This window comes from Paenibacillus amylolyticus (assembly GCF_050990605.1).
Taxonomy (GTDB): domain Bacteria; phylum Bacillota; class Bacilli; order Paenibacillales; family Paenibacillaceae; genus Paenibacillus; species Paenibacillus amylolyticus_H.
Window position 1 is genome coordinate 2629510 of sequence record NZ_CP158832.1, and the last position, 24251, is coordinate 2653760.

The following is a 24251-nucleotide window of genomic DNA, read 5'->3' on the forward strand; positions in this document are numbered from 1 at the left end:
AATAGGTTTATATGAAAAGAAGGGAGTTGCGGTGACATATCACTGCAACTTTTTTTGATAGGTTAATTGAACCGGGTATTAATCTAGTTCAAAAAGAAAGAACCCTTCTCCATAGAGAAGGGCAAAAGAATATTAATAATGTCTTCTTTTTTTGACTGGACAGAATTCAACGGTGACATGACAGTGTTTTTTACACTTTACTGGGACATATTTAACTTTGGTAACACAAGTTTTCGTAATTTTTTTGTAAAAACACTTTGGTCTTGGATGATGACATTTATGATGTTTTCTATACATATTAAAACCTCCCTGATCGTGATAAGGTATACTATGAGCGGGTCACTGTTTCGGAAATGTATAAACGTCTATTATTGTATAATAGTTCCTTTATTAGGCTTTTGTGTTACAGGTGAAGGTGTGGTTCTTTCTGGTAAAAGAGTGCAATGACAAAAAGCTGTACACCCACCAAGCAGGATGATATATTGAATTTAATCTATTTGTTAATAAACTTAACTAACTATAAAAGGAGGCGATAACATGGCTGGTACACCGCAGTATATCCGCAATCTGAATGAAAATCTCATTATGGATGCCCTGATAACTCAGGGGACCATGTCGAGAGCGGATATCAGCCGTCAGACCGGACTTAGTAAACCAACGGTGTCGTTGGCGGTTGAACATCTGATTGACCGAAATCTGGTAAAGGAAATGGGGAGAGCTGACAACGCTCAGGGCCGCAAGGCAACCCTCATTCGTTTCAATGAAACGGCTTATTATGTCTGTGGTATAGATATCGGCGCAACACGTATTCGGATTGCATTATCCGATCTGAATGGAGAGATCATTGCCTATCGAACATATCCCATGGTCGTTCAAGAAGCTTATGAGCGAGCAGAAGCGACGATGCTGGAACTTCTTCGAAGCCATATGAACGAATTGCTGGATGAGAATCATCTGAACTGGGATCAGATTCAGTGCATCGGGTTCGGTATACCAGGCGTAGTGCTGCCTGATTCAGGGTGTATCCATCGTATTGTGGACCCTTTAGTGGGTCTGGAAGAAGCTTTCTCTCTAGAGTCGTTGTCAGGAGCTTTTCCCTGTGAAGTAATTTTGGAAAATGATGTGAATCTTGCAGCGCTTGGGGAGTATCGAAGTGGTGTAGCAGCAGGTTGTAACTTGTTTGTTTTTTTCTCCATCGGTACGGGGACGGGCGCTGGCATCATGGTACATGGCCAACTGCTTCGAGGTTTAGGTGGCTTAACTGGAGAGATCGCTGAGATGCTGGTGGACGATGGCCGACGTTTGGAGGAAGTGCTGTCCGCTGATGGTCTGATGCAACTGGCGAAAGATTATCTAGATCAGAATGATGAACTATTATTGGAGGCTGTTGATTCGGGTGCAGATATAGATGTAGTTGCAGATGATCTTCACAGATACCTGACTCCCGAGAAGTTATTTGAAGCTGCACGCAGTGGAGAAGTAGAGGCGTTAGAGGTTCTACAACAATACAGCCAGATGATAGCTTCAGCTCTGCGTCATATTAGCGTTGTGCTTGCTCCAGAACTCATTGTGCTTGGCGGAGGTATAGGAGGGAACGGTGATGTGTTATTGCCTTTACTGAGGCAGATCATATCTGAGCAATTCCCGGTACAACCACAGTTAATTTGTTCCAAGCTTGGTGAGCAAGCTGTTGTCACTGGTGCAGTGCAGGTAGCCATACAACAAACGATGCTGAACCTTCAGCAGGAAGCCATGGAATAAGAGATTGAATATACAACATGTAAGGAGGGAAACGGGATGACAGAATCCGTGAAAAACGTAAGTAATGAGTATCCATCTAATCAGGATGGTACGGTTGGAGGTGATCTGTCTGGCTGGATTGCAGGTATTGATATTGGAGGCACCAAAACATTGATGCTTTTATCATCACGACAGGCTGGAAGCAAAGTTCATGAACGTATCTTGCCTACGCGTGTCAGTGATCAGCCGGATGAGTTCTTCCGATGGTTATTCGCTGAAATAGGCACGTTCTGCCGTGAGGTAGGTTGCAGTTTGGGGCAACTTTCGGGTGCAGGCTTGGGATTCCCTGGTGTGATTCTGCAAGATGAGGGAGTACTGCGAAGTGCTCCGGCTTTTCAGTGGCCTGAGCAAGATATTCGCCCTGTAATTGCGAAGTATTACAGCGGAAATATCATGTTGGATAATGATGTGAATATGGCTGCGATGGGAGAATATGATCAAGGGGCAGCACAGGGATATCAACATTGTGTAATGGTCACGGTTGGAACAGGTATTGGAGCTGCTCTTATCCTGAATGGTCAACTCTACAGTGGACAAAATGGAGCAGCAGGTGAGATTGGGCATTTCATTGCAGGAGATGAAGGACTTCATACAGGCTACGTTGCGGATGCGGATTCATTTGGTGTATTCGAACAAGCGACTTCAGGTACGGGAATTACCGAACAGGCAAGGCGTTATTTTGCTGCTGGAAAGGGAAGTTCCTTATCCCTGATCATGAGTCTGGCAGGAGGGGAAGCCGAACAGATCGAAGCCAGGCATGTATTCAAAGCAGCCGAGTCGGGTGATCTTGCTGCACTGGAGATTCTGGAACTACCCATGCGTTATATGGCTAGAGGTCTTGCGAATATTACGGCTTTACTCAATCCTTCCATTATCGTGATCGGTGGTGGCGTGGCTGCATCCAACCCATCCTATTATCTAAATGAAGTGCGCACACGCCTCCAACGTTACAGTGTTCTGCCTACACTTTTAGCTGTAGCTGAACTGGGGAACATAGCAGGAGCAATCGGGGCATTGGCTGCAATCAAGTCGAGTCTGACACGCACATAACCATAGAGAATAGGCGAAGCAACTACAGATATAAAGGATGGAGATCCGGATGAGAAGTAGACATATGAAGGCTTACACAGAGAAAACAAAAGCCGATTCCAATGATGCAAAACGTGTTTTACTCCAATTGCAGGGCCTATATCTGTTTATGGGGCTTGCCGGGGGGATGTTTAACCCGTACATTAATCCCATATTGGTCGCACAAGGGTTTTCCAGTAAAGAAACCGGATTTATCATGGCGTTTGGTACACTTGTATCCATTATTCTTCAACCTATATGGGGAATTCTGGTAGATAAGTTTAAAAAGACACGGTTCGTATTGGTGATAAGCCTTCTAGTTCCTGCATCGTTAGCGTACTTCTACAATATTCAAGTGTACTTTATATTAATATTGATTTATACTTTATGCACTATATTCCAAGTGACTCAAATACCCGTTGCTGACTCCTATGCGGTTACAGCCGCGAGAGCCGCGAACACCTCATATGGCATGATCCGACTCTTCGGCAGCATAGGAACGGGAGTTGGTGGATTTGCCGCAGGGATGTATCTCTCCCAGTTTTCCATTCACATGTTATGGCTGCCATTTCTCCTGTTTAACATTCTGAGCGCTATACTGGCAAGTACACTTCCCCGGCAGACGAGCATATCCTCGTCCTCGGTAACCTTCTCCGTAGGTTTGGCAAGATTGCTCCGAAACCGGACATTCCTTCTATTTCTAACAGGTTGTTTCCTGGTTAACCAAACGCTCACTGCGTTTAACTCCTTTTTTGTTATTTCATTTCAGATGGCTGGCGGTTCTGTGACCATGACGGGTACAGCACTGTTGCTGGCGTCAATTACCAATGTTCCATCCATGTTGGCAGCGGCATTCATACTCCGAAAATGGGGACATGAACGGACGATGCTGCTTGCGGCGGGGGCGTATATGTTACGTTGGGGAATACAATGGCTATGGCCGACGCCTGAGGTCATGATTGGCGTTCAGGTGCTGCATGGATTATCCTTTGGATTCTTCTATATTGCAGCAGTGGAATATGTGGCATCAGTTACGGGACGGGAAATGCAGGCCACGGGACAAAGTTTATTTAACATGGTGTTTGCTGGCCTGGGCGGAATCGTTGGTAATATGCTTAACGGATATTTACTCGATTCCGGCGGTCCATCACTGATGTATCTGGCTTGCACGATCAGTGCGGCACTAGGATCAGTGATTCTGTACATCGTCAGCAGGCAGGCCAAAGAACAGAGAAGAGCATACTCATTAGAATAGCGATGGAAGGAGTTGGATCCTATGAGAGTAAATCTGAAGCGGAATTGGCACACCAAGTTGCTGTATTCCTATTTTCCTATTTTTCTGCTTACGATTTCCATTCTGATCTTTCTCTCCTTCCTGATTGTCAACGAACTCTCGCGTAACGAAACGCAAAAAGCCGACATGATCTCCACCCGCTATATCGTGGATACACTGGAGCGCTCGCTAAGTGACATTGAACTTCGGTTGCTTGAAGACATTGGTGCAAATAAAACATATAGTCGCTTTCTGGAAGCTGGACAGGGACAATTATCGAGTCAGTTTATCTATGATGCGGCAAGTGGGCTGGGACGTATGCTGGATCAGCAGGATATGATTCAATCCATTTATCTCTATCGCATGTCCGATTCCCAGATTCTTTCGCCCAGAGGCATGATGCGTTTGGAAGATTTCGAAGATCGTGTCTATATTGAGCAAGCCTTGAAAGATCGGGAGAACCTCGGTTGGAATCTGCCACGTGAATACAAGGAACGTTCCTTTGACGTACCTTCACAGGTGATTAGCATGAATAAGTGGCTTCCTTTACCGTGGGGCGGAGAAGGTTTGCTCGTCATTACCATCCGCATGTATGCAGTGGAACGACAGATTGATAACATGACCAATGAAAAGTTATCCGTTCTTCAGGTTCGGGACAAGAGCGACAATCTAATCTATACAGCGCATCAAAGGGACCCTTCAGCAGGTGAAATCCTTAATCATGTGTCTTCCGACAAGCTTGGTCTGGTCTTCGAGAGCGGCATTCAATCCGGACAACTGTATTCATGGGTATCGCTTGTCTCTTATGTGTGGATTGGCATTGGATTATTAACAATTGTTGGCGCGGTGGCGGGACTGATCTACATTACGCGCAGAAATACGCGGCCCATCCAGCTGATCATGAATCGAATTCAGGCGTTACAGCCACGTGCCGAGGAAGAGGAAGCTGCTCCATCCGTCAAAGATGAACTGGCACTCATCGACCGTGCGCTGGAACATCTGATTGCTCAGACGGTTGACTATGAGAAACAACATCATGAAAACTTGCTGATTCATCGCAGGCAGTTGCTTGTTGATCTGATGGAAGGGGAGCGGATGGATTCATTCCGTCAGCGACTTCGCCATTTGCAACCGCTAGAGGAACGATTTATGGAACCGAAGAGTATTGCTGTCCTCATTGCGGAGATGAATGGTGACGATCTCTCGACCAATCAGAATATTCTGAAGATTGCGCTTATGAATGTGGTGGAAGAACTTGTGCAGAACGAGACCCAATTCGGCGGTTGGGCTGAATGGTTTGGGAACCGCAGGCTTATTGTGGTGATTGCATCGGATGAGCAGGAAGGACTGGACCGTGAATTGCTTATGGATCTGGCTAAGCAGATGCATATGTGGATTGCGGAAAACTTCCGCCTCCGGTTTACCTTCGGCATTGGACGAACCGTATCGGGCTGGGAGGAGATTACTCAATCGTATGCCAGTGCAGATGCCGGGTTGCAGCATAGACTTACCCTTGGTAAAGATGCGATCGTTCTCAGTGAGCAACTGCCGGATCGTATTGAGCTGCAATCGTACAAGTATTTGCAGATGCTCGCGGACTTTGTCCGTGAATTCAGACTAACCGGTGATGGTTGGCGAACGCAGCTGGATCAGATGTTTGTTGCGTTCAGCGAAGATCAGATTACAGATAACGATATTCGCATGTTGCTACAGGCGTTAATTCAGATGTTGTCGCGTGAATTCGGAGAGCTGTCTGAGCGGTTACAAAGCCAATTTGCCGAGGAAATCCTGACTCGTCTTCGAAGTGATATCCAGCAGGCAGAGACATTGGAGGGCATTCAGGACATTTTGCAGGAATGGCTGAAAGAGGTCTATCGCAATTATGTGTCTGTGAATGAAACGAAAAGTCATCGCGCGATGATCAACGAGCTGCGGATTTATATTGAAGAACATTTTGATGATCCGGATCTGTCGCTAAAACATCTGAGTGATCGGTTCCAAATCTCGGGCAAATATGCGAGTTATTTGTTCAAGGAAGAGTTCGAGATGAAGTTTGTTGATTTTCTGGTGAAACTGAGGGTCGAAAAGGCCTGCCGTTTGTTGTCTGCATCCGATATGGCTGTTCAGGATATTGCTCTGCAAGTGGGTTATGCCAATGCCATTTCCTTCGGCAGAGTATTTAAACGGATTATGGGCGTGACACCAGGGGACTACCGCAAGCAGAGTGGAAAACAAGGAGATCAATAACGGAATTGCACGTGTTAGAACATCCGAGTATCGCATGAAAAGCAATATTTATAGAGATATTTCATGAAATCTCTTGTATGAGGGGATAAGGTTCGTGCCTTATCGTCCTTTTATAGGAGATTTTTTGATTTTTAATCTTCCGCCGAGGAATTAGTGCGTCGAGTCGTTCTACACGTGTTGTTAAACAAGGAGATCACATAAGATGTGGTCTCTTTTTCTTTCTTTTGAAGAAAGATTCATTGGAAAAAGGATTATTGCAAGCTGGGCAATGCCAGATAGCGTATGAGAATCCGACAAAATGCAACACATTATGTTATTATAGTTAACATTAATAGCATGAAAATTGTATATTGTCAGGAAATATGTTTATATATCGCTGTATTTGACGTAAAAAACGTGAATTTTACATTTTGAAAATAGTTTATTGTCTAATCATCAGACCGTATGTAATGATTAGTGACATTCACAGGTGCAACGAAATGCACGAACCAAGTGGAGTGGCAATCATGTGAATCCATATCAGAGTGTGTGCGAAAGGGGAAAGGTCAAATGAGATTATTTCAAAGACGTAAGGCAGGCAAGGCAAGTTCAATCCTCGCAGTGGTAACAGCATTCACTCTATTATTATCTGCATGTTCGTCAGGAAGCGAATCAACGTCTTCATCTGGAGAGTCGGGTTCGGGGGAAAAAACGACTTTGAAAGTGGAAATCTTCGACCGGGGAAATACTCCGGCGGGCTACACCATTTCGGACAGTTATCTGACTCGCTTCATTCAAGAGAAGTTTGGTGATCCCAACAACATCAATGTTCAGTTTGTTCCGGTACCACGCTCGGAGGAAGTACAGAAGCTTAACGTTCTGATGGCGAGTGGCTCTGAAGTACCTGATATCGTCTTTACCTACGATTCGGGAACATTCAACCGGTATGCAGAGCAAGGAGGTCTGACCGAACTTACGGATCTGATCAATCAAAGCGGCCCTAACCTGAAGAAGTTCCTGGGAGATGAAACGCTGGCTTACGGTCAATACGATGGTCAACAGTTTGCAGTTCCAGGTAAACGTCTTGTACTTGGCAAGTACGCATCCTATGTTCGTCAGGACTGGCTGGATGCGCTCGGATTGCCTTCACCTGAGACAGCTGAGGAGCTGCATACAACACTCAAAGCCTTTAAGGAAAAAGATCCGGGTAAGGTTGGTACAGGACTTATTCCGATGGGGATGTCCATTGCCTCTGCTCAATATGAACCACTGATCTGGTCATTCATTGAACCGCTGACGGAAGAACAAAAATATACATTAACACAACAACTGGGTTCCAATGACTATCCAACGTTGTTGCCTGGTTTCAAGGATGCTCTGAAATATATGAACACACTTTATAATGAAGGATTAATGAGCAAGGACTTTGGACTCGACAAAGACAAGAAAAAGCTGTGGGAAGATGTATCTAACGGGAAAGTTGGATTCTACACCGAGGATGCAGGTGAGATCTACATCTCCGGTACGTACAAAAACCTGCAAACCAATCAACCTGGTGCAGTGATCACACCGATTGATGCATTCAAGAACTCCGAAGGCAAATTCGCCAAACCGGCATATGCTCCCAATGCGATGTATGTCATGATTCCAAAATCGAGTAAAAATGCGGAAGCAGCGATGAAGTATCTGGATTGGATGGCTTCAGACAACAACCTGTTCGACCTGCAATTTGGTGTTGAAAACGAGAACTATGAACTTGTGGATGGAGTTCCACTGATCAAAGATGATGCTTCTCCTGAAATCGCAGGTCGTATCTATAATTCCGGTGACATTGCCATTATCGTCAATGGTAAATACGTTGGGGATGACAAGAAAAATGAAGAGGCTTATGTCGTACAGGTAGAGTCGAAGTATCGGGATGACATGCGCAAGTCGGTAGCGATTTCCAACACGGACACGATTCAACCGGTACGCTTCTCCAAACCGATTGATGCAGAAGCGCGTTACGGTAACGGCCTGAAAGACAAGTTCATGGAGTTCTTCGTGAAAACAACCATTTCCAAACCCGCTGATTTTGAAGCCACGTATGACAGCATGATGAAAGACTACATGGCAAGCGGTGGTCAAGCGATCCTGGATGAACGTACAGAAGCATACAAAGCGATGAAATAAGTAAAGTAGAGATCACATCTAATGTGTACGACAACAAAGAACAGGGATTTCATTAGGGCGATGGAAACATCGCCTTGATGAAGAATCCTGAATGACATGGGGGGAAGGTTTATGAAAACAAGCATCTATTTCCGCAGAAACTGGCAACTATATGCGTTGCTCCTACTGCCCATGATCTACTTCATTATTTTCAAGTATGGGCCAATGTATGGCGTGCAGATTGCGTTCAAGGATTTTAACTTCTTTCAAGGGATTTCCGGAAGTGAGTGGATTGGATTGGATGCATTCAGAGAAGTATTTCAAAATCAGGGATTTTACACGGCATTACGCAACACGTTAGTGCTTAACATGCTGGATCTGCTGGTGTCCTTCCCGGCTCCGCTTATATTGGCCATTTTATTGTTTGAGCTGAAGAAGGCCTGGTTCAAAAAGCTGGCACAGACGTTGCTCTACATTCCACACTTTATCTCGTGGGTTATTATTGGAGGGATTGTACTTCAGGTATTCGGTACGCAGTCCGGTTTCATCAACAATATCTTAATGAGCATGGGATTTGATCCATTACCTTTCCTTTCAGACAAAAAATATTGGCTCTTCACATATCTTGCGGTAGGCGTGTGGCAGAGTGCAGGCTGGGGAACGATTCTGTATCTGGCATCCCTGACGGGCATTAACCGGGAACTGTACGAAGCGGCAGAAGTGGATGGAGCAAGTCGATTACGCAGAATCTGGCACATCTCCTTGCCAGGCATCAAAACGACGATTGTTACCTTATTGATCATCAATGTTGGCAACATGATCTCCATCGGCTTCGACCGACCATTTATTATCGGAAATGTGGCTGTACGTGAATACTCGGATGTGCTCAGCACGTTTGTGTATCGTGTCGGTTTACAATCTGGTCAGGTTACGCTCGCAACAGCTGTGGGTTTGTTCCAGGCATTAGTTGGACTTGTCTTCATACTCGGAGCGAACTATACGTCCAAGAAGCTAACCGATGAGAGTATTATGTAGTGGATTGAATCACATATGATCTGTAAGGAGTGAGTGGGATGTCTGAAAACACGGCGAATCGAATATTCAACACGGTAAACGTCATTCTTATTATCATTACGATGGTGCTGTGTCTTGCACCATTCATTCATATTATCGCGATCTCGCTCAGTTCGAACCGGGCGATTGGTTCAGGTGAAGTGTCCTTTTTCCCAAAAGAGTTATCCTTTGAGGCGTATAGCAAAGTGTTTGCAGATGGATCGATGATTCGTTCCCTCATCTATACGATTTGGCTGACCGTCCTCAGTACGGTGCTAAGCATGGCGATGACCATTGCAGCGGCATACCCGCTAGCAAAGAGTAATCTGAAGGGGCGCAAGTGGTTCATGCTTGTCATTGTGATGACGATGTTCTTCAGTGGAGGCATAATTCCCGAGTACATTCTGATCAAAAATCTGCATCTACTCGACAGCACATGGGGACTTATTCTGCCTGGATTGATTAGTCCGTTCTATATGATCATTCTCATTACTTTCTTCCGAGGAATTCCTGAGAGTCTGGAAGAAGCGGCGGGCATTGATGGAAGCAGCCACTTCGGCACACTTCTGCGCATTATATTGCCACTTTCCCTTCCGGTTATGGCAACACTTAGCCTATTCTACGCAGTAGGACGCTGGAATGGTTTCCAGGATGCACTCATGTATATTACCAAGCCTGAACTATACCCTTTGCAATTGAAATTGTATCAGATGATTCAGCAAAACCAGATTACAGAACTGATGCAGAACGAAGGCATTGGTGCCGTTCAAGTCCTGCCTGAGAGTCTGAAAGCAGCCAGCGTTATATTCTCAACGTTACCGATCCTGCTGGTGTATCCATGGTTGCAGCGGTACTTTATCAGTGGCGTAATGGTAGGTGCTGTAAAAGGTTAATAGAGGTTGTTCAAAAAGTTCATCTTCTTGGTACTGAAAACTGATCTTTTTGAACACGCACCTATAGTCTCGGGAGGTCGCATGACATGACACAACGAATGATAGAAAAGATGTCGAAAGAGCAACAGTATCTAATAAATCAGTCCATGACGATGATGGATAGCTTCTATGATGAGGAATTGGATCTGCTTCGCAGTTTTGAAGAAGAAGATTCATCGCAGCACAGCACACGAGCCAGCGCACATTATGCGCTAGGGTTGTTGATTCGAAATGAGCCTGGTGATGTGGAGCGCGCGATACAAGTGTTCCACAAGGTGCTTGATGTTCAATATGACGCTCCGGATGAGATCTATCACGGAACCTTCGCGACTCGACCAACTGATGCGCATCCACCAGCGGGTCACTATGCTTGGAAATCTTTTGCGCCAGGCACGGCCTATTTCCTGGAACGCACCTTTGAGAAGGTGTCTGCGCAGTTTATCCATATACTACAGGAAGATGGTTCTATGCTCACAGAGGCGGCAGATTCCAAACAACTGAAAAACCTGTTTCGTTCGGCGGTGAATCAGGTTCTGCCACCGGTCTGGATCAGTTATGATCCCAACTGGCGCGAGTTTATCGCTTGTGTCTGTGTGGTCGTAACTGCCGAATTCGCTGAACTTATACCGGAGACACTCATGAAACGGATGGACCATGCGATGGAGTTGGCTGTGCAAGGGTCAATAGAACGCAGGTTATCGGACGTAATCCCCATGAACACCAATATTGAGTTAATGCATATTTTCATCACCCACTACTACGGCCATCGCTTGAACCGAACAGAATGGATTCAGCATTCGGATGAACAGGCGGAAGGATTGATGAAGGAGTTTGAACAGTACGACGGGACATTCGCTGAATTCAATACAACAACGTATTACGGGGTGGATCTCTCCGTGCTTGGCATGTATCGAAAGTACGGAGTCACCAAACGTTTAGTTGAAATTGGACACCGGATTGAACATGGGCTGTGGAATAACATTGCGTTATATTACAATGCCAACCTCGAGAATCTCTCCGGCCCATTCTCTCGGGCGTATGACATGGAGATGCGAGAGCATAGTTCAATCGGTGTATTTATCTATCTTTTGCTTGGTGAAGGGTATGAATATCTGGCAGGCATTAACTGTGAGTCAGGCCATGATCCACTGATTGCGCTCCTTGGGGTGGATGTACCGGAGGAAGCGGTCCCGTATTTCAAGGCTCATCAAAAGGATCGGCTTGTGCAGAAACAGTTCATGGAACTGTGTGAGCGCCATGATCCAACATCCAATCGGAATCTATGTACGGCCAAAGCCTGGATTGGTGAGGACAGGATGATCGGGGCCATGTCGGGAAGCGTGAATACGAATGGACAGATGCATCCAGCCACGATTCACTGGCAGACAGGCACGGGGGAGCGTTATTATCTTCGCTTGATCCGCCGTGAGGTAGGCGAGGGTTGGAACAGTCATCTGCGGGGAGTGACGTTTGATGCGGATCTCACACCAGATTCGTTAACCATTGATGTGGAACTGGATTCGGTGGAAGAAATCGACGTTTATTTTGAAATCAGAGGGCCATCCCTTCGGCAGCAGGACATTACACCAACGTTATGGAAGTTCCCTGGACTTACGTGTACCATGAAGGCTGAGGCGCCTGAACCATCTGTGTTAATGTACGTGAATCATGCGGAGATCATCTATCGTTATGTGCCTGGGAAGACGGCAAACAAGATGAGATTTGAATTGAATCTCCGTGAAGACAACGGTTAGAGGAATAAATAGGTATATAAGATGAACTGAACATTTATAGATAGAGATAAATGGAATATGAATAGGCGATAGAATGAGAGACAGGAGGAACAATCATGTATACGGACAAACAGGAATATTCGTTCTCAACATGTTGGAATATTAAACGTCATACGACCGGACAAGGCATGATCGAGGAGATCAAGTCTCTGGGATTTAAACAGGTTGAACTGAACTACAACGTCACGGAAGAGATGCTGAAGACGATAGAGCCGATGATTGAACGGGGAGAGATCGGTGTATCCAGTGTGCATAATACATTTCCGCATGTGGCTGATCCAGATTACGGGACGGATTCCGTCCTGCTCGGATTCGATGATGAACCGCGCCGCAGACGGGCGATTGAACTGTTACTTCGCTCAGCTGAGTACGCACATCGTTATGGGGCCAAGGCTGTCGTGGTACATCCGGGTGAGGTTCCGTTTGAATACAATATAGATGAAGCGTTGAAAAAGATATACCACGATCAGGGGCCGGACTCACCTTCATATCAATCTTTATGGCAAGAGATGCTGGAGAAGCGAGAAGATGGCAGCGCACATTACCTGAGCCGGATTCAGGAGAGTCTGGAAGAGGTATGTGAATTGTCCGAGCAGCGTGGATATGGGGTGAATTTTGGTATTGAGACCCGTTCACGCTGTTATCAGATGCCGACTTTGCACGAAGCGGGAACAATTATTGGACGCATGAAGGGTGCGCCGCTTGGACTCTGGTACGATATTGGTCATGGCATGATGATGGATCGAATGGGACTATACGATAATGTACGTGAAGCTAACGCGTTGATTGATCATGTGGTTGGTGTGCATATTCATGAAACTGTCGGGTTGGCAGATCATTGGTGTCCATACATTCATAGTAAAGACATGACCTTTTTTGATTCATTTTTGGATATCATTGATCGTTCGCCGGTGAAAGTATATGAGTTAAAAGCCGCATGTACACCGGAAGAGATCGATGAGAGTCATGGATTGATTACGTCTCGCATTGCTGAACGTCATGCGGCGCGTCAGCGCGGTTAGTGACTATGTATATGTTATGCTCAGCGCATAAGTGGGGAAATGATAGATGATGATAGGGCAATGGACGAATGTGAAGCATTTTGCTCAATTCATTTAATGTTAGACGTCCTATTGGGGGAGAAGGTTCATCTTTTGGATGGGCTATGAGAGGCTTATTTAATGGAAAAAGGGATCGGTTTCATCGGCCTGCTAGGCTTGGTGAGACGGATCCCTTTTTTGATTTTAGCGCTGACGAACCTAACCCACATTATTCCAAGCATATGAGTCAGAAGTTGGCGAGAGAAGCATTTATTCTACCTATCACCAAAGCAAGATTGAGCGTGTGATTCTTTTTACTCGTACATCCTTCGTTCAAGTTCGGCATAGGCAATTGCAGGATCATCACTGGAATTGTCAATATAAGCGACGGATGAAGCAGGGAGCGGCCAGACTACTTCTTTTCGGACGAGAGAAGCTGTAAAGGCATCCCAGTTTGCGAGTTTCCATTCATCCAATGGAGATTGTCTCGCTGTAATCCGTTTGTGATACAACGCTTCATTCTCCAGATAAATATAGGCCACACGCACATCCGTATCATCCAGGGTACGCCCGATCTGTGCAAGTTCCTGGGCAATCCAATCGGTGGTTCCAATTTCTTTGGTAAAGGGTCCTACAACGATGGTATCAACACCCAACTGAACGTTATCCAGAGCGGCGTCCATCGTAATGCGGTACCCAAGATCACGGCACAGCTTCTTGTATTCAGGCGAATCTCGGTCGGATGGATCAAGTCCCTGAAGGGTCATGATCGCCTCAGCCGCCGGACGAAGCAGAATATCCATATCGAAGAAAGCAGCTTTATGTTTACGGGAAAGGGCTTTGGCTAGTGTGGTCTTGCCACTTCCGGCCCCGCCGAGAAAGAAAATCAATTTGCTCATGAATGTAATGCCTCCTGAGTTAGATTCAAAATAGGATATGTAATTGAATGATATGAATAGATAGATTCATCATTAGAGTTCGTGAATGAAAGGACTTGTTTATTTTAACATAAATAAAGAAGCCTGTTGGCTAGACAGAAAAGGAAGGATAAGGTAATATCATACCTAGTTGTTCTATGCATAGGTTTCCGAGGTATATAAAAAGGAAGGAGTGAGCACGTTGCAGGTTAACAAACAAATGATTAAAGGCAGTACCGAAACATTGATTCTGAACTTGCTTCAGGAACGACCGTTATATGGATATGAATTAATTAAGGAATTACATCGTCAATCTGAGGGTGTGTTTAATCTGAAAGAGGGCACGTTATATCCTATTTTGCATGCCATGGAGATTGAAGGTTGGGTAGAGTCGTACTGGATGGAGGTTGAAGGCCGTAAACGTAAATATTATTCAATTCGAGACAAGGGGATGGAGGCCTTACAAAGTAAAAAAGCAGAGTGGAATTTGTTCCGTAGAGCTGTGGATCGGGTGCTTGGGGAAGGAGGTCTGACATGACAAATCGACATGAACGAATTCAGCATTATCTTGATCACATGTGTGTTCAGGTTAAGGCTCGCGAAGTACATAACGACCTGCGTGATGAGTTGGGAAACCACATGGAAGAGATGATTTTGGATAAAGAACAAGAAGGTTATACAGAGGAAGAAGCAATTACATATGCCATTGAACAGATGGGTGATCCTTCAGTAGTGGGCAAAAGCATGCACCGCTTGCATCGCCATCGCACGCATTGGGGGCTGCTAGTTGGAATTATTGCCTTGGCTACACTCAGTCTGTTACTGATGTGGATTTTTACGACTAATGTAGCAGATGAAAAGTATCAGTTCTTATATCGCGGTCATGTCGTGTACACCGTTATAGGTGTAATGATGATGTTGTTCTTCATTTACTTTGATTATCGTAAGTTGAAAAAAGCCGCCTGGTGGATCTATATTCTGCTTAATGTCATGTTGTGGATCAGTCCAATGATAACTACAGATATTTATGGTAATAGCAGGTATTGGAGCTTATTTGGACTTACAATTGACCTTACCACAGCTTCAGTGTGGATTTTGCCACTTGCTATAGGTGCCATTATGCTGGACAAGCTCCGTTCCAATTGTAATATGCAATCCATATTGACCTACTTTTCGATGGTAATATTGCCCGCGGTACTCTTGTTTCAAACGTTGGATTGGGTTCGCTTGTTTCTATTTGGCATAATGTGCATTGTTTTATTTGGCTGGCTTACGCGAAAATGGCTTTATACAGCCTTAGGTGCTGTTATAACAGGAAGTATTTTTGTATTGTTATTGTTTTTTGCAGATCAATACGGACGCCTGAAGAGGCTCTCTGTCGTTTTGAATCTTCAGGATGACCCTTACGGTGGATATAGTAACAATTCCATTATTGAAATTATTCAATCAGCCGGCTGGTGGGGTAATGGGATTGATACAACGTTCGACAGGTTTAAAACGAGTTATTTAGATTACCCAGGTGTGCTGCTCATTGATGTGTTTGGCTGGTCAGCCGGGATACTGTTATTGGTGGGTATCATCTGGTTTGTTGCAAATATGGTGAAGTTGCTTCCTCGCATTCGGGATGATTTCGGTCGAATGATAATTATCAGTATCACATCCATGTTTGCGTTGCAAATTATCTATTCGTTGGCGATGACTACCGGCAAGGCTCCAATTCTTAGCATTGTTTTTCCTTTAATAGGATATGGAAATCACCTGCTTTTCGAATATGCCATGGTCGGTTTACTTCTCGGTATTTATCGTCGGAAGGATACCATTTCGAAGAGAAATGAAAAAATACGGCAGAAGGTGGATGCCGACCTACTGACCAACTCATAGGCATCCAAAATCATTACCGCATTATGAAAGGAAGGTATTGTTATGCTCGTTAACGAGCATTTATGGAAACCAGATATGACGCAGGTTCACCCAGCCCTGGCTGTTGAAAGATAGACCACGCACGGAAGGCAAATACGCGGTTTCTACCGGTTTTTCAGATAAATGGAACAGCAGGTTCTGACCAACCAAGAATTGTTCAATTCGGTCTAATTCAGAAGTTCGATCTGCTGCCAATGGTGAGGCGATGATGGACTGCAACATCTCATGTATTGTTATGCGAGCAGAATTTTCTAGATGCTCAGATAACGTGGAATAGAGATCATACCTGCGCAGTTCTTCGTCTCTATCCCGAATCAGAGAAAAGAGAATCAGATCAGACTCTAGCCGCAGATTTCCTTTGAATTGCTCCATCGTACCTGTACGTACGGTACAGGAGTAACCGCACTGCTCAAGTATGGACGCCAGTTGTTGTGCATCCCTGCGATATTGTGGAATGGTTGCAATGTGCAGGGAGATGGGACTAACCGAAGTGAGTCGTTTAGTAATATCTCTAAATCCCTCTTGCTTAACCATCCCGATATTCACGGCAACAGAGTCAGGCGCAACGACCTCAGAGTCATCTGCATGTCCGTCATCACTATACATTCCAGCAAGGCATAACTGAAGGTGTGCTCTTACTTCCGGATCGTTTAACGGTCCGGCTTTTTGCGTATTACACGTGAGTAATTTTTGAACCATTACACCTGCACTTATCTGTGTCCAGTCTGCACCCGCAGACGAAGACGGATTATGAACAAGATGAAAGAACGGAGTTTCGATATCTTGGCTATCGTCGTCCATTTTGGCCGAGGCACTCCACGGAATTTGCAGGATATCTACACGGTCCATATGTGCTCTACCCTGAAAATACGATGAAAAGGCTTCAAGTCTGCACAAGTGATCATCCCAGGCAGTGACCTTGAACGGCCCCGTCCCGACAGGTTTTTGCATCCCGTGCGCATCACCCGCATGCTTTATCTTCTGTTCGTTTTTTCCGGGTGAGGGTACAATCGCCGCACGACTTGTTGTCAGAAAAGACAAAAACAATTCGTGAGGGTCTTTCAACTGGAAACGCACGGTTAAGTGATCGACCGCTTCAATAGAAAGAATCTGTTTACTTACATCACGGTACAGTGTCCGGCGATCTGTAGATTGCAGCCGTTCAAACGTATGTACAATATCATGGGCGGTCAGCATCTGACCATCGTGAAACGTAATACCTTTTCGCAGATAAAAAATCCAGGTCTTTCGGTCTGCACTGACATCCCAGGTATGAGCCAGACAGGGAAGGATCTCCCCTTGTTCACCCCGCTGAACCAACCCGTCAAAGACATGACTGGTAACAAAGGACTCAGCGAGTAAATCAATATACAGCGGATCAAGCGCATGAAGTTGTTGACGCAGCGGCAATCGAAGTGTATCAATCTGCTCATTATTAGTGCCGGCTTCCGTATGATGACCCGAATAACCAAGCAACCACTGATTGAGATGATCCTGCATGGTTGTTGAACTGGAGAATGCGCTCACCTGCTCGGCAGCTTCCTGCAACTCCCGGCGATTCATGGCCTGCATCATGTATTCTGCGGCGATTTGATCAGCCGGAACTAGCAAGGTCAGTGAAGAACGCCGACCCCGGCCACGCTGGGAAATCCAACTAATCCAGTCATGGGCAACCATCTTTTTGACAATCGTTAACGTATTGCGGTGCGTACAATTTAGCAACTCAGCGAGATCGGCGAGTGTGAGTTCATGTTCTGTATGGTGGCCGAAATGACGATGCAATAGCAGATATTGCTGATGTAATTTCAAGTGTTGATTCCCTCCTGGAGGTGAACTCTGGCGTATTCCTCTAAAATAAGAAGTTTTGTCGATTTTAATTTCTATTTATATTCCTATTTTATCATCTAGAATAAAGCATAGAAAGGTTAATGGAGGTTTTTCCCATGATTGATAAAGTAATGGATTCACCACAGCGTGCACTCATCACGCTAGGATCTGCATGGATACTTGCTATCGTTCACCAGTATCTGTTCTATGACAATGAGATTGGCGTATCGTATCCCATCTTTGTAATTCTCTTTTATGTGTTTATGTATCTGTTTGCACGGGACCGCATGAGGTCATTCAAGTTAATTGATGCTTTTGTGGCGGGTGTAGTGTTGTTGTTATCGCTAACGTTCCTGTTATATGACAATGAACTATTGCGTGTCCTTAATTTTCTGTCTGTACCGGGTCTTATTATTTTACATATGACGTATCTGATGGGCAGGAAACAGAGGCAGTGGTGGGAGATCGGTTTAATCGGAACGGCTATTGACCATGTGCTGCCACAGACCATACGTCACTGGGGAACCGTTGCGGCCATTGCTGTGAAAGCAGGAGGACGTGGCATGGGCAAATCACAGAAAACGGTTGTTTTCAAAGTGCTTATTGGCCTTGTGGCATCTCTGCCCATCCTTATTGTAGTCATCGCGTTGTTGTCGTCTGCTGACGGGGTTTTCGATCAGTACTTATCCGGTTTTCCAGAGTGGTTGAATCAACTGGCTTTTACGCCAGGATTGCCTAGAATGATCTGGGTGTTCATCGCAGGTTTACTGTTTTTCGGTTATGTATGGGGATTCGTGCAGCCGATGCAATATGAGGCAGACAAGAGAGCGAACGCACATTGGAAAAATGGAGCAGTACCCACGGTTGATAACCGCGATCACACCTATATATTCACTCCTGTGGACCCGGCCACTGAAGGTCAGGTTACAAATAAGATTACACCCGAGCCCGAACGCACTCCGGTTCAGCGGGAACCATTCAGATTGGACCCCATCATTGTAGGGACGATGCTGATCGTCATCAACTGTGTGTACGTTTTGTTCGTACTTGTACAGTTTTCGTATCTGTTTGGTGCGGGAGAGGGGCTTCTTCCGGTAGATCTGTCTTACGCTGAGTATGCGAGAAGTGGATTCGCAGAGTTGATTCTCGTTACGGGTATTAACTTCTTTATTCTTATTATTGCTTTGCAATTGACACGTCCGAGTGGAAAAGTAGGCATGATCGTGCATCAGGCACTTCTCCTGATTCTGGTCAGCTGTTCAGCAATCATGTTGTATTCCGCGTTTATGCGCCTAAATCTGTATGAGCAGGCATATGGATATACGTACATCCGGTTCCTGGTACACGCATTCATGATCTTCCTGGCACTTCTGTTGCTGATTGCCGGCCTTCGTATACGTTACACGTCGATTCCGTTGATCCGTTGGTATATTGTGCTCGCACTGACTGCATATGTTGCCGTCAATTATGTGGGCATGGATCGCAGGATTGCCGAATTGAACATAGAACGTTACCGTCAAACTGGCAATATTGATGCATCCTACTTGGCAAGTCTATCGGCCGATGCGACTCCGTTACTTCGAGAGTTTGCTTTGAAGGAGTACCCGGATCTCAAGAGAGAAATGCTGGAACGTCAAGCCTATCTGGAGAGGGACACATCCAATCGTTCCTGGCCTTCTTATAATGTTGCAAAACATAGAGCTGAGCTAGAAATGTCCAAATTGAGAACGGAATAGCTGAATAATAGCTTTTTTCACGTACGGATTTATGCAAAAACAATATGTAAGTGTTATAATATAAAAACGAACCTATAAAGGGGGTGAATCCCTTGTTTGAACTGCAGGAGTTATTACCATATTTATTCTCGATTGGACTCATCTTCACCGTTAGCTATGCTTATATCGCCCATCTACATTGTGGCATGACAGAGTACTGGATGGAAGGTGGCGTGGGTGGTGGACTTGAACCAGTACTTCCCGCATTGTGTTTGGATAGACAACACAGACAGGAAGTCTGGAGCCGCTTGATCAGACGAAGAGAAGCGCCCGATGAAGATGATTCAGATTGTCATTCCTCGTTGAACGATTGGTCAACAAATCAACGAGGAGGATATATATGGAACATAAGACTAACAAGAGATTCACTTTTACATCTGGCAAGGGACGGATCTATGGCCTGATTGCTATTTTGTTTGCAGTCATGCTGCTTGCCGGATGCAGCAACAACGTGTCGGAGATTACTTCATCGACACCGGGATTTTTTAATCACTATATTGTATTTCCGCTTTCGTATCTGATTCAGCATATTGCAACCATATTTAATGGGAGCTACGGGGTCGCAATTATCGTGATTACGCTGGTCATACGTCTGGCACTGTTGCCATTGATGATGCGTCAAGCCAAGTCCCAGCAGGGAACCCGAGTCATCATGAACGCCATGAAACCGGAGATGGATGCGCTCAAGAAAAAATATGAGGGCAAAAATGACCCTGCTGATAAGCAAAAGCTGTCTCAGGAAACGATGGAACTCTACAAGAAACATAAGTTTAATCCGCTGAATATCGGTTGCTTGCCGATGCTTATCCAGTTGCCTATTCTGTCCGGTATATACACGGCTATCCGACTTACACCGGAGCTGTCCTCCCATTCGTTCCTATGGTTTAAGCTGGGGGCACCGGACTATGTACTGGCAGTGGTGGTTGCGGTCATTTATCTGATTCAAGCCAAGGTATCACAAGCCAATATGGCGCCTGAGCAGCGTAAACAGTTCGCTATTATGGGATATCTCTCCCCATTGATGATGGCATTCTTTTCTCTCACAGCCCCGGCAGCCATGCCGCTCTACTGGACGGTTGGGGGTTCGTTCCTGGTACTACAGACGTTACTGTTCCGCAAAATGTACCCGGTAGAACACCCGCAGGAGCCTGTAGTTGTGGAAGTGAGTAAGAAAAAGAATAAGTCTGGTTCATCCAAATCTTCACCGAAACCTGCAAAATCGTAGGGCATGATGTGGACGTAATTACGACAGCATTGTTGTGAATATATGTGGTATAGAACGTGTTATACGTAGCAAAAACCCAAAAAAGAAGCCAATCCTTTAGGATTGGCTTCTTTTTTGCTGTATTCCAGAAACGATGTGGATTTATATTGCTCGCAGTCTATTGAGCGGTTGTTCATCTGTTCTGTCATGTCATATCCCCGGTTAATCCGACATCTGGAAACGGGATACAAAATACCAGATGAGCTCGCGACGTGAGGATACCTTGGTTTTGGAGAAAATGGATTTCAAATGATCCTGAACGGTGTACACAGAGATATGCATCGCTGCAGCAATCTCTTTGGACGAATAGCTGCGCAGCACATAACCCAGCAGTTCCCGTTCTCGACTGGATAATCCATGGCTCTCGGCAAGCAAGGGCAGCAAATCCTGCGGCATCGCCTGCTCCAAACGGATGGCAATCTGATCCGGTCCCACGAGTTGTTGCATAAGACTGGCATGAAGTATGAGGTAACGGCCATCCGGAAGCTGGATACAGACTTTGGAGGGCGATTCGGGAGTGAGTTGAGTATCGTCAGCCCGTTCTACCCGATTCTTGCGCTGCAAGTGCGAACTGACTGCACGTACCGGACGGGGCAGAACATCCGGCCCTATATGTTCCAGCATACGCAATTGGGACAGCCAATACTCCGCCGGGGCGTTCAGGGATAAGAGCTGGAACGTATCCGAGGTGATTATAATTCCGGGTTCCTCGGGACTTCCACTCGTGATCTCATCCACAAGTGTCAGACTTGTGGACCGCAGCATCGATGCAATCGAAGCAGTCCAGGTCTGAATCAGCAACCGTTCTTCTTTTGTAAAAAAAGAATTCTCAGTCTTGCGATACAGCGTCAGATATCCCCAACAAGCGTCTCCACTGACGAATACGGCGCGCAGTTCATCACCGAACCCCGCTGGCTGAAGAATGTTGATATAACGTTGGCTTTGTTCAGGCTGTGCGTTCATGGCCGTGTGAAGTGTAGCTGTATGTTCACCGCTGCGAATTAACTCAGCGTATTTATGTATATCTTCTTCCATGTATTCATTGATGAATAACCGATCATGAATAGCTTCAATGCCTTCTTCTGTCACGGCTCCTGTGGAAAGAAGAGTCAAAGGATCAACGGTGGTGAAACAGTATGCGTCGTAAGGTACAACTGTATGGATCTGCTTGAGAACAGCTTCCCGATAGGTACGTGAGGTCCAGGTTCCTTTTTCAAGAGAAGTGATAAGTCTGTGGCTCCGGTCAATACGTGATGTCAACAAGATTACTCCTCTCTCTGTGCGCATATCCCAATGTTCTGGGATTGTAGGCTCGGCGTATCCTTCTATAATGAAATTAGACGAACAACGAGTCAAGTCTAACTTCAATTCAAGAGGAGTGCGGTGTCCATGAATCACAATCCATCACCGATGAGCTGGGAAACAGCAGATGTCCATCGTTACGAACAATCGATAGCCCTGAAAATTCCGGGTTATTCTCATATGCATGATCTAATGGAACGACTGCTCTCAGCATCATTTACGGATAACAACGATATTCATATCCTTGTTGCCGGAGCTGGAGGGGGAAAAGAGATTGCTCTGCTCGGATCACGTCATGCCGGTTGGACATTAACTGGAGTAGATCCTTCACAGCCCATGCTGCAACTTGCCGAGAAACGAGTCGAGGAAGCAGGCATCGGTTCCAGAGTGAAGCTGCAACCTGTCACGGTTGAAGAATTGCCGAAGGATATTGTATATGATGGGGCGACTAGCATGCTCATGTTACATTTTCTTCAGGGGATGGAGGCGAAGAGAACGTTTCTTACCAGCCTCGCAGCAAGACTTAAATCGGGTGCTCCACTGATCATTGCGGCTGTAAATGCTGATCTTCGTTCACCTGCACATCCAATCATGATGCAAGCTTGGAAGGATCACATGTTGAGTGCAGGCGTCCTTCCTGAAGAGTGGGAGCGCTTTGCTGCTTCCTTGGGCCGTGAATCCGATCCCATATGCTCGGAAGAGATGACTCAGCTACTCACAGAATGCGGTTTCTCACATATTACACGTTACTTCGGGGCGTTCTGGGTGGAGGGATATTATGCAACTCGAAACTAACGTGAAGCCTATGAAAGATCAGATCTGGGTGGTTGGCGGTTATGGTCAAGTAGGGCAGATGATATGTACTCAGCTGGGGAAATTGTTCCCGGGTAAAGTATGGGCTGCGGGTACACGCATGAAGCGTGCGGAAGAGTTCAGCAGGTCTACAGGTGGTGCTGTGCTACCGCTTCAACTGGATGTAACGCGACCTGTAGAGCCATCCATGTTAAGGCCTGTGAAACTGGTCATCATGTGTGTGGATCAGAGCGATACCCGGTTTGTTGAAGCCTGTGCACAAGCCGGAACCGATTATATTGATATTTCTGCAAAATATGATTTTCTGGCTCAAGTGGAACAACTGCACACCAAAATGCAGCGTTCCCAATCGACCGCGATCCTAAGCGTTGGATTATCACCTGGACTGACTAATTTGCTTGTGCGCGAAGCGACCATGCATATGGATCGGGTGGAGGAAGCAGACATTACGGTAATGCTGGGACTGGGAGAGAAGCACGGAAAAGCTGCCGTGGAGTGGACCGTTGATCAGATGAATGTCACCTACCAAGTAATGCAAAAGGGCAAATCTGCTGAGGTACAAAGTTTCGGAGATGGGAAATTAATTGATTTTGGAGCGGAACTGGGGAACCGAAAGGCTTATCGATTTAACTTTTCGGATCAGCACGTGGTTGCTCGGACGTTACGTATTCCAACCGTATCTACCAGACTCTGTCTGGACTCCCGCTGGATCACAAAATCCATGGCAATCTCCAAACGTGCAGGGTTGTTTTCATTGCTGCGTATCCCGTCTATGCGGAATGCAACAGTTAAGGCCTTTGGTCTTATTCCTGGGGGAGAGCCGATGTATGCAGTCAAGGTCGATGCCGTAGGGTGGGAAAATGGTGAGCAAATCCGCGTCGAACAACTACTGGTCGGTGCAAAGGAAGCAGATGCAACAGCAGCGGTAGCTGCAGCTGTGGCAGAACGTATGTATAAAACAGAGTTGCCACATGGTGTGTTTCACATTGAACAGTGTCTCTCTTTGCAGGACATTCAGGATGCACTTCATACGCCACTAAAGGTGACGGCCAAGATCACCTAGTTTCATGTTCTTTTGCTGGGCCCCTCCGATCTGC

General features: G+C 45.8%; 18 protein-coding genes. 15 read left to right on the top strand and 3 right to left on the bottom strand.

Annotation, left to right across the window (positions count from 1 at the left end):
* The first annotated feature begins 537 nt into the window (after positions 1-537).
* The 9 genes from ABTV53_RS12150 (at position 538) to ABTV53_RS12190 (ending at position 13318) form a co-directional block, all read left to right on the top strand.
* Positions 538-1761: an ROK family transcriptional regulator gene (locus ABTV53_RS12150; RefSeq protein WP_433753182.1), complete on the top strand. Its 1224-nt coding sequence runs from the start codon at positions 538-540 to the stop codon at positions 1759-1761.
* A gap of 36 nt (positions 1762-1797) precedes the next feature.
* Complete coding sequence (locus ABTV53_RS12155; protein ID WP_433753183.1) at positions 1798-2850, top strand: ROK family protein; 1053 nt, start codon at positions 1798-1800, stop codon at positions 2848-2850.
* A gap of 49 nt (positions 2851-2899) precedes the next feature.
* Positions 2900-4123, top strand: a complete 1224-nt coding sequence (locus ABTV53_RS12160; protein WP_240661826.1) for an MFS transporter — start codon at positions 2900-2902, stop codon at positions 4121-4123.
* Positions 4124-4144: 21 nt separating this feature from the next.
* Complete coding sequence (locus tag ABTV53_RS12165) at positions 4145-6388, top strand: helix-turn-helix domain-containing protein (protein ID WP_433753185.1); 2244 nt, start codon at positions 4145-4147, stop codon at positions 6386-6388.
* 549 nt (positions 6389-6937) lie between these two features.
* The gene (locus ABTV53_RS12170; protein WP_433753187.1) at positions 6938-8539 is read left to right on the top strand and encodes an extracellular solute-binding protein; all 1602 of its coding nucleotides are present in this window, start codon (positions 6938-6940) and stop codon (positions 8537-8539) included.
* 111 nt (positions 8540-8650) lie between these two features.
* Positions 8651-9553 (top strand): ABC transporter permease, encoded by a 903-nt coding sequence (locus tag ABTV53_RS12175; RefSeq protein ID WP_433753189.1) that lies wholly within the window; start codon positions 8651-8653, stop codon positions 9551-9553.
* A 38-nt stretch (positions 9554-9591) separates the two neighbouring features.
* Positions 9592-10464: a carbohydrate ABC transporter permease gene (locus tag ABTV53_RS12180; protein ID WP_433753191.1), complete on the top strand. Its 873-nt coding sequence runs from the start codon at positions 9592-9594 to the stop codon at positions 10462-10464.
* 86 nt (positions 10465-10550) lie between these two features.
* Complete coding sequence (locus tag ABTV53_RS12185) at positions 10551-12257, top strand: hypothetical protein (RefSeq protein WP_433753193.1); 1707 nt, start codon at positions 10551-10553, stop codon at positions 12255-12257.
* A 95-nt stretch (positions 12258-12352) separates the two neighbouring features.
* On the top strand, positions 12353-13318 hold the full coding sequence (locus ABTV53_RS12190) for a sugar phosphate isomerase/epimerase family protein (protein WP_433753195.1): 966 nt from the start codon (positions 12353-12355) through the stop codon (positions 13316-13318).
* A 332-nt stretch (positions 13319-13650) separates the two neighbouring features.
* Here the strand turns inward: ABTV53_RS12190 and ABTV53_RS12195 are convergent, their stop codons facing one another.
* Positions 13651-14235 carry an AAA family ATPase gene (locus ABTV53_RS12195; RefSeq protein ID WP_421889021.1) on the bottom strand — a complete coding sequence of 195 codons (585 nt, stop codon included), beginning with the start codon at positions 14233-14235 and terminating at the stop codon, positions 13651-13653.
* Positions 14236-14455: 220 nt separating this feature from the next.
* Between ABTV53_RS12195 and ABTV53_RS12200 the strand changes: the two genes are divergently transcribed.
* Complete coding sequence (locus tag ABTV53_RS12200; RefSeq protein WP_253507921.1) at positions 14456-14791, top strand: PadR family transcriptional regulator; 336 nt, start codon at positions 14456-14458, stop codon at positions 14789-14791.
* Positions 14788-16134: an FtsW/RodA/SpoVE family cell cycle protein gene (locus ABTV53_RS12205; RefSeq protein ID WP_433753198.1), complete on the top strand. Its 1347-nt coding sequence runs from the start codon at positions 14788-14790 to the stop codon at positions 16132-16134. The genes ABTV53_RS12200 and ABTV53_RS12205 overlap by 4 nt, the downstream gene beginning before the upstream one ends.
* 60 nt (positions 16135-16194) lie before the next feature.
* Here ABTV53_RS12205 and ABTV53_RS12210 read toward each other — a convergent pair whose 3' ends face one another.
* Positions 16195-17982, bottom strand: a complete 1788-nt coding sequence (locus ABTV53_RS12210; protein ID WP_433753200.1) for an ABC transporter substrate-binding protein — start codon at positions 17980-17982, stop codon at positions 16195-16197.
* Between the two features lie 134 nt (positions 17983-18116).
* On the opposite strand from ABTV53_RS12210, the gene ABTV53_RS12215 reads away from it, so the two are divergent.
* Both ABTV53_RS12215 and yidC read left to right on the top strand, forming a co-directional pair.
* On the top strand, positions 18117-19736 hold the full coding sequence (locus ABTV53_RS12215; protein ID WP_433753202.1) for a DUF4153 domain-containing protein: 1620 nt from the start codon (positions 18117-18119) through the stop codon (positions 19734-19736).
* Positions 19737-20115: 379 nt separating this feature from the next.
* Positions 20116-21000 carry a membrane protein insertase YidC gene (gene yidC, locus ABTV53_RS12220; RefSeq protein WP_433753204.1) on the top strand — a complete coding sequence of 295 codons (885 nt, stop codon included), beginning with the start codon at positions 20116-20118 and terminating at the stop codon, positions 20998-21000.
* A 201-nt stretch (positions 21001-21201) separates the two neighbouring features.
* Here the strand turns inward: yidC and ABTV53_RS12225 are convergent, their stop codons facing one another.
* The gene (locus ABTV53_RS12225) at positions 21202-22299 is read right to left on the bottom strand and encodes a helix-turn-helix transcriptional regulator (protein ID WP_433753206.1); all 1098 of its coding nucleotides are present in this window, start codon (positions 22297-22299) and stop codon (positions 21202-21204) included.
* Between the two features lie 129 nt (positions 22300-22428).
* On the opposite strand from ABTV53_RS12225, the gene ABTV53_RS12230 reads away from it, so the two are divergent.
* Both ABTV53_RS12230 and ABTV53_RS12235 read left to right on the top strand, forming a co-directional pair.
* Positions 22429-23136: a class I SAM-dependent methyltransferase gene (locus tag ABTV53_RS12230; protein ID WP_433753207.1), complete on the top strand. Its 708-nt coding sequence runs from the start codon at positions 22429-22431 to the stop codon at positions 23134-23136.
* Positions 23120-24217, top strand: a complete 1098-nt coding sequence (locus ABTV53_RS12235; protein ID WP_433753209.1) for a saccharopine dehydrogenase family protein — start codon at positions 23120-23122, stop codon at positions 24215-24217. Before ABTV53_RS12230 ends, ABTV53_RS12235 begins: the two co-directional genes overlap by 17 nt.
* Positions 24218-24251 lie beyond the last annotated feature (34 nt).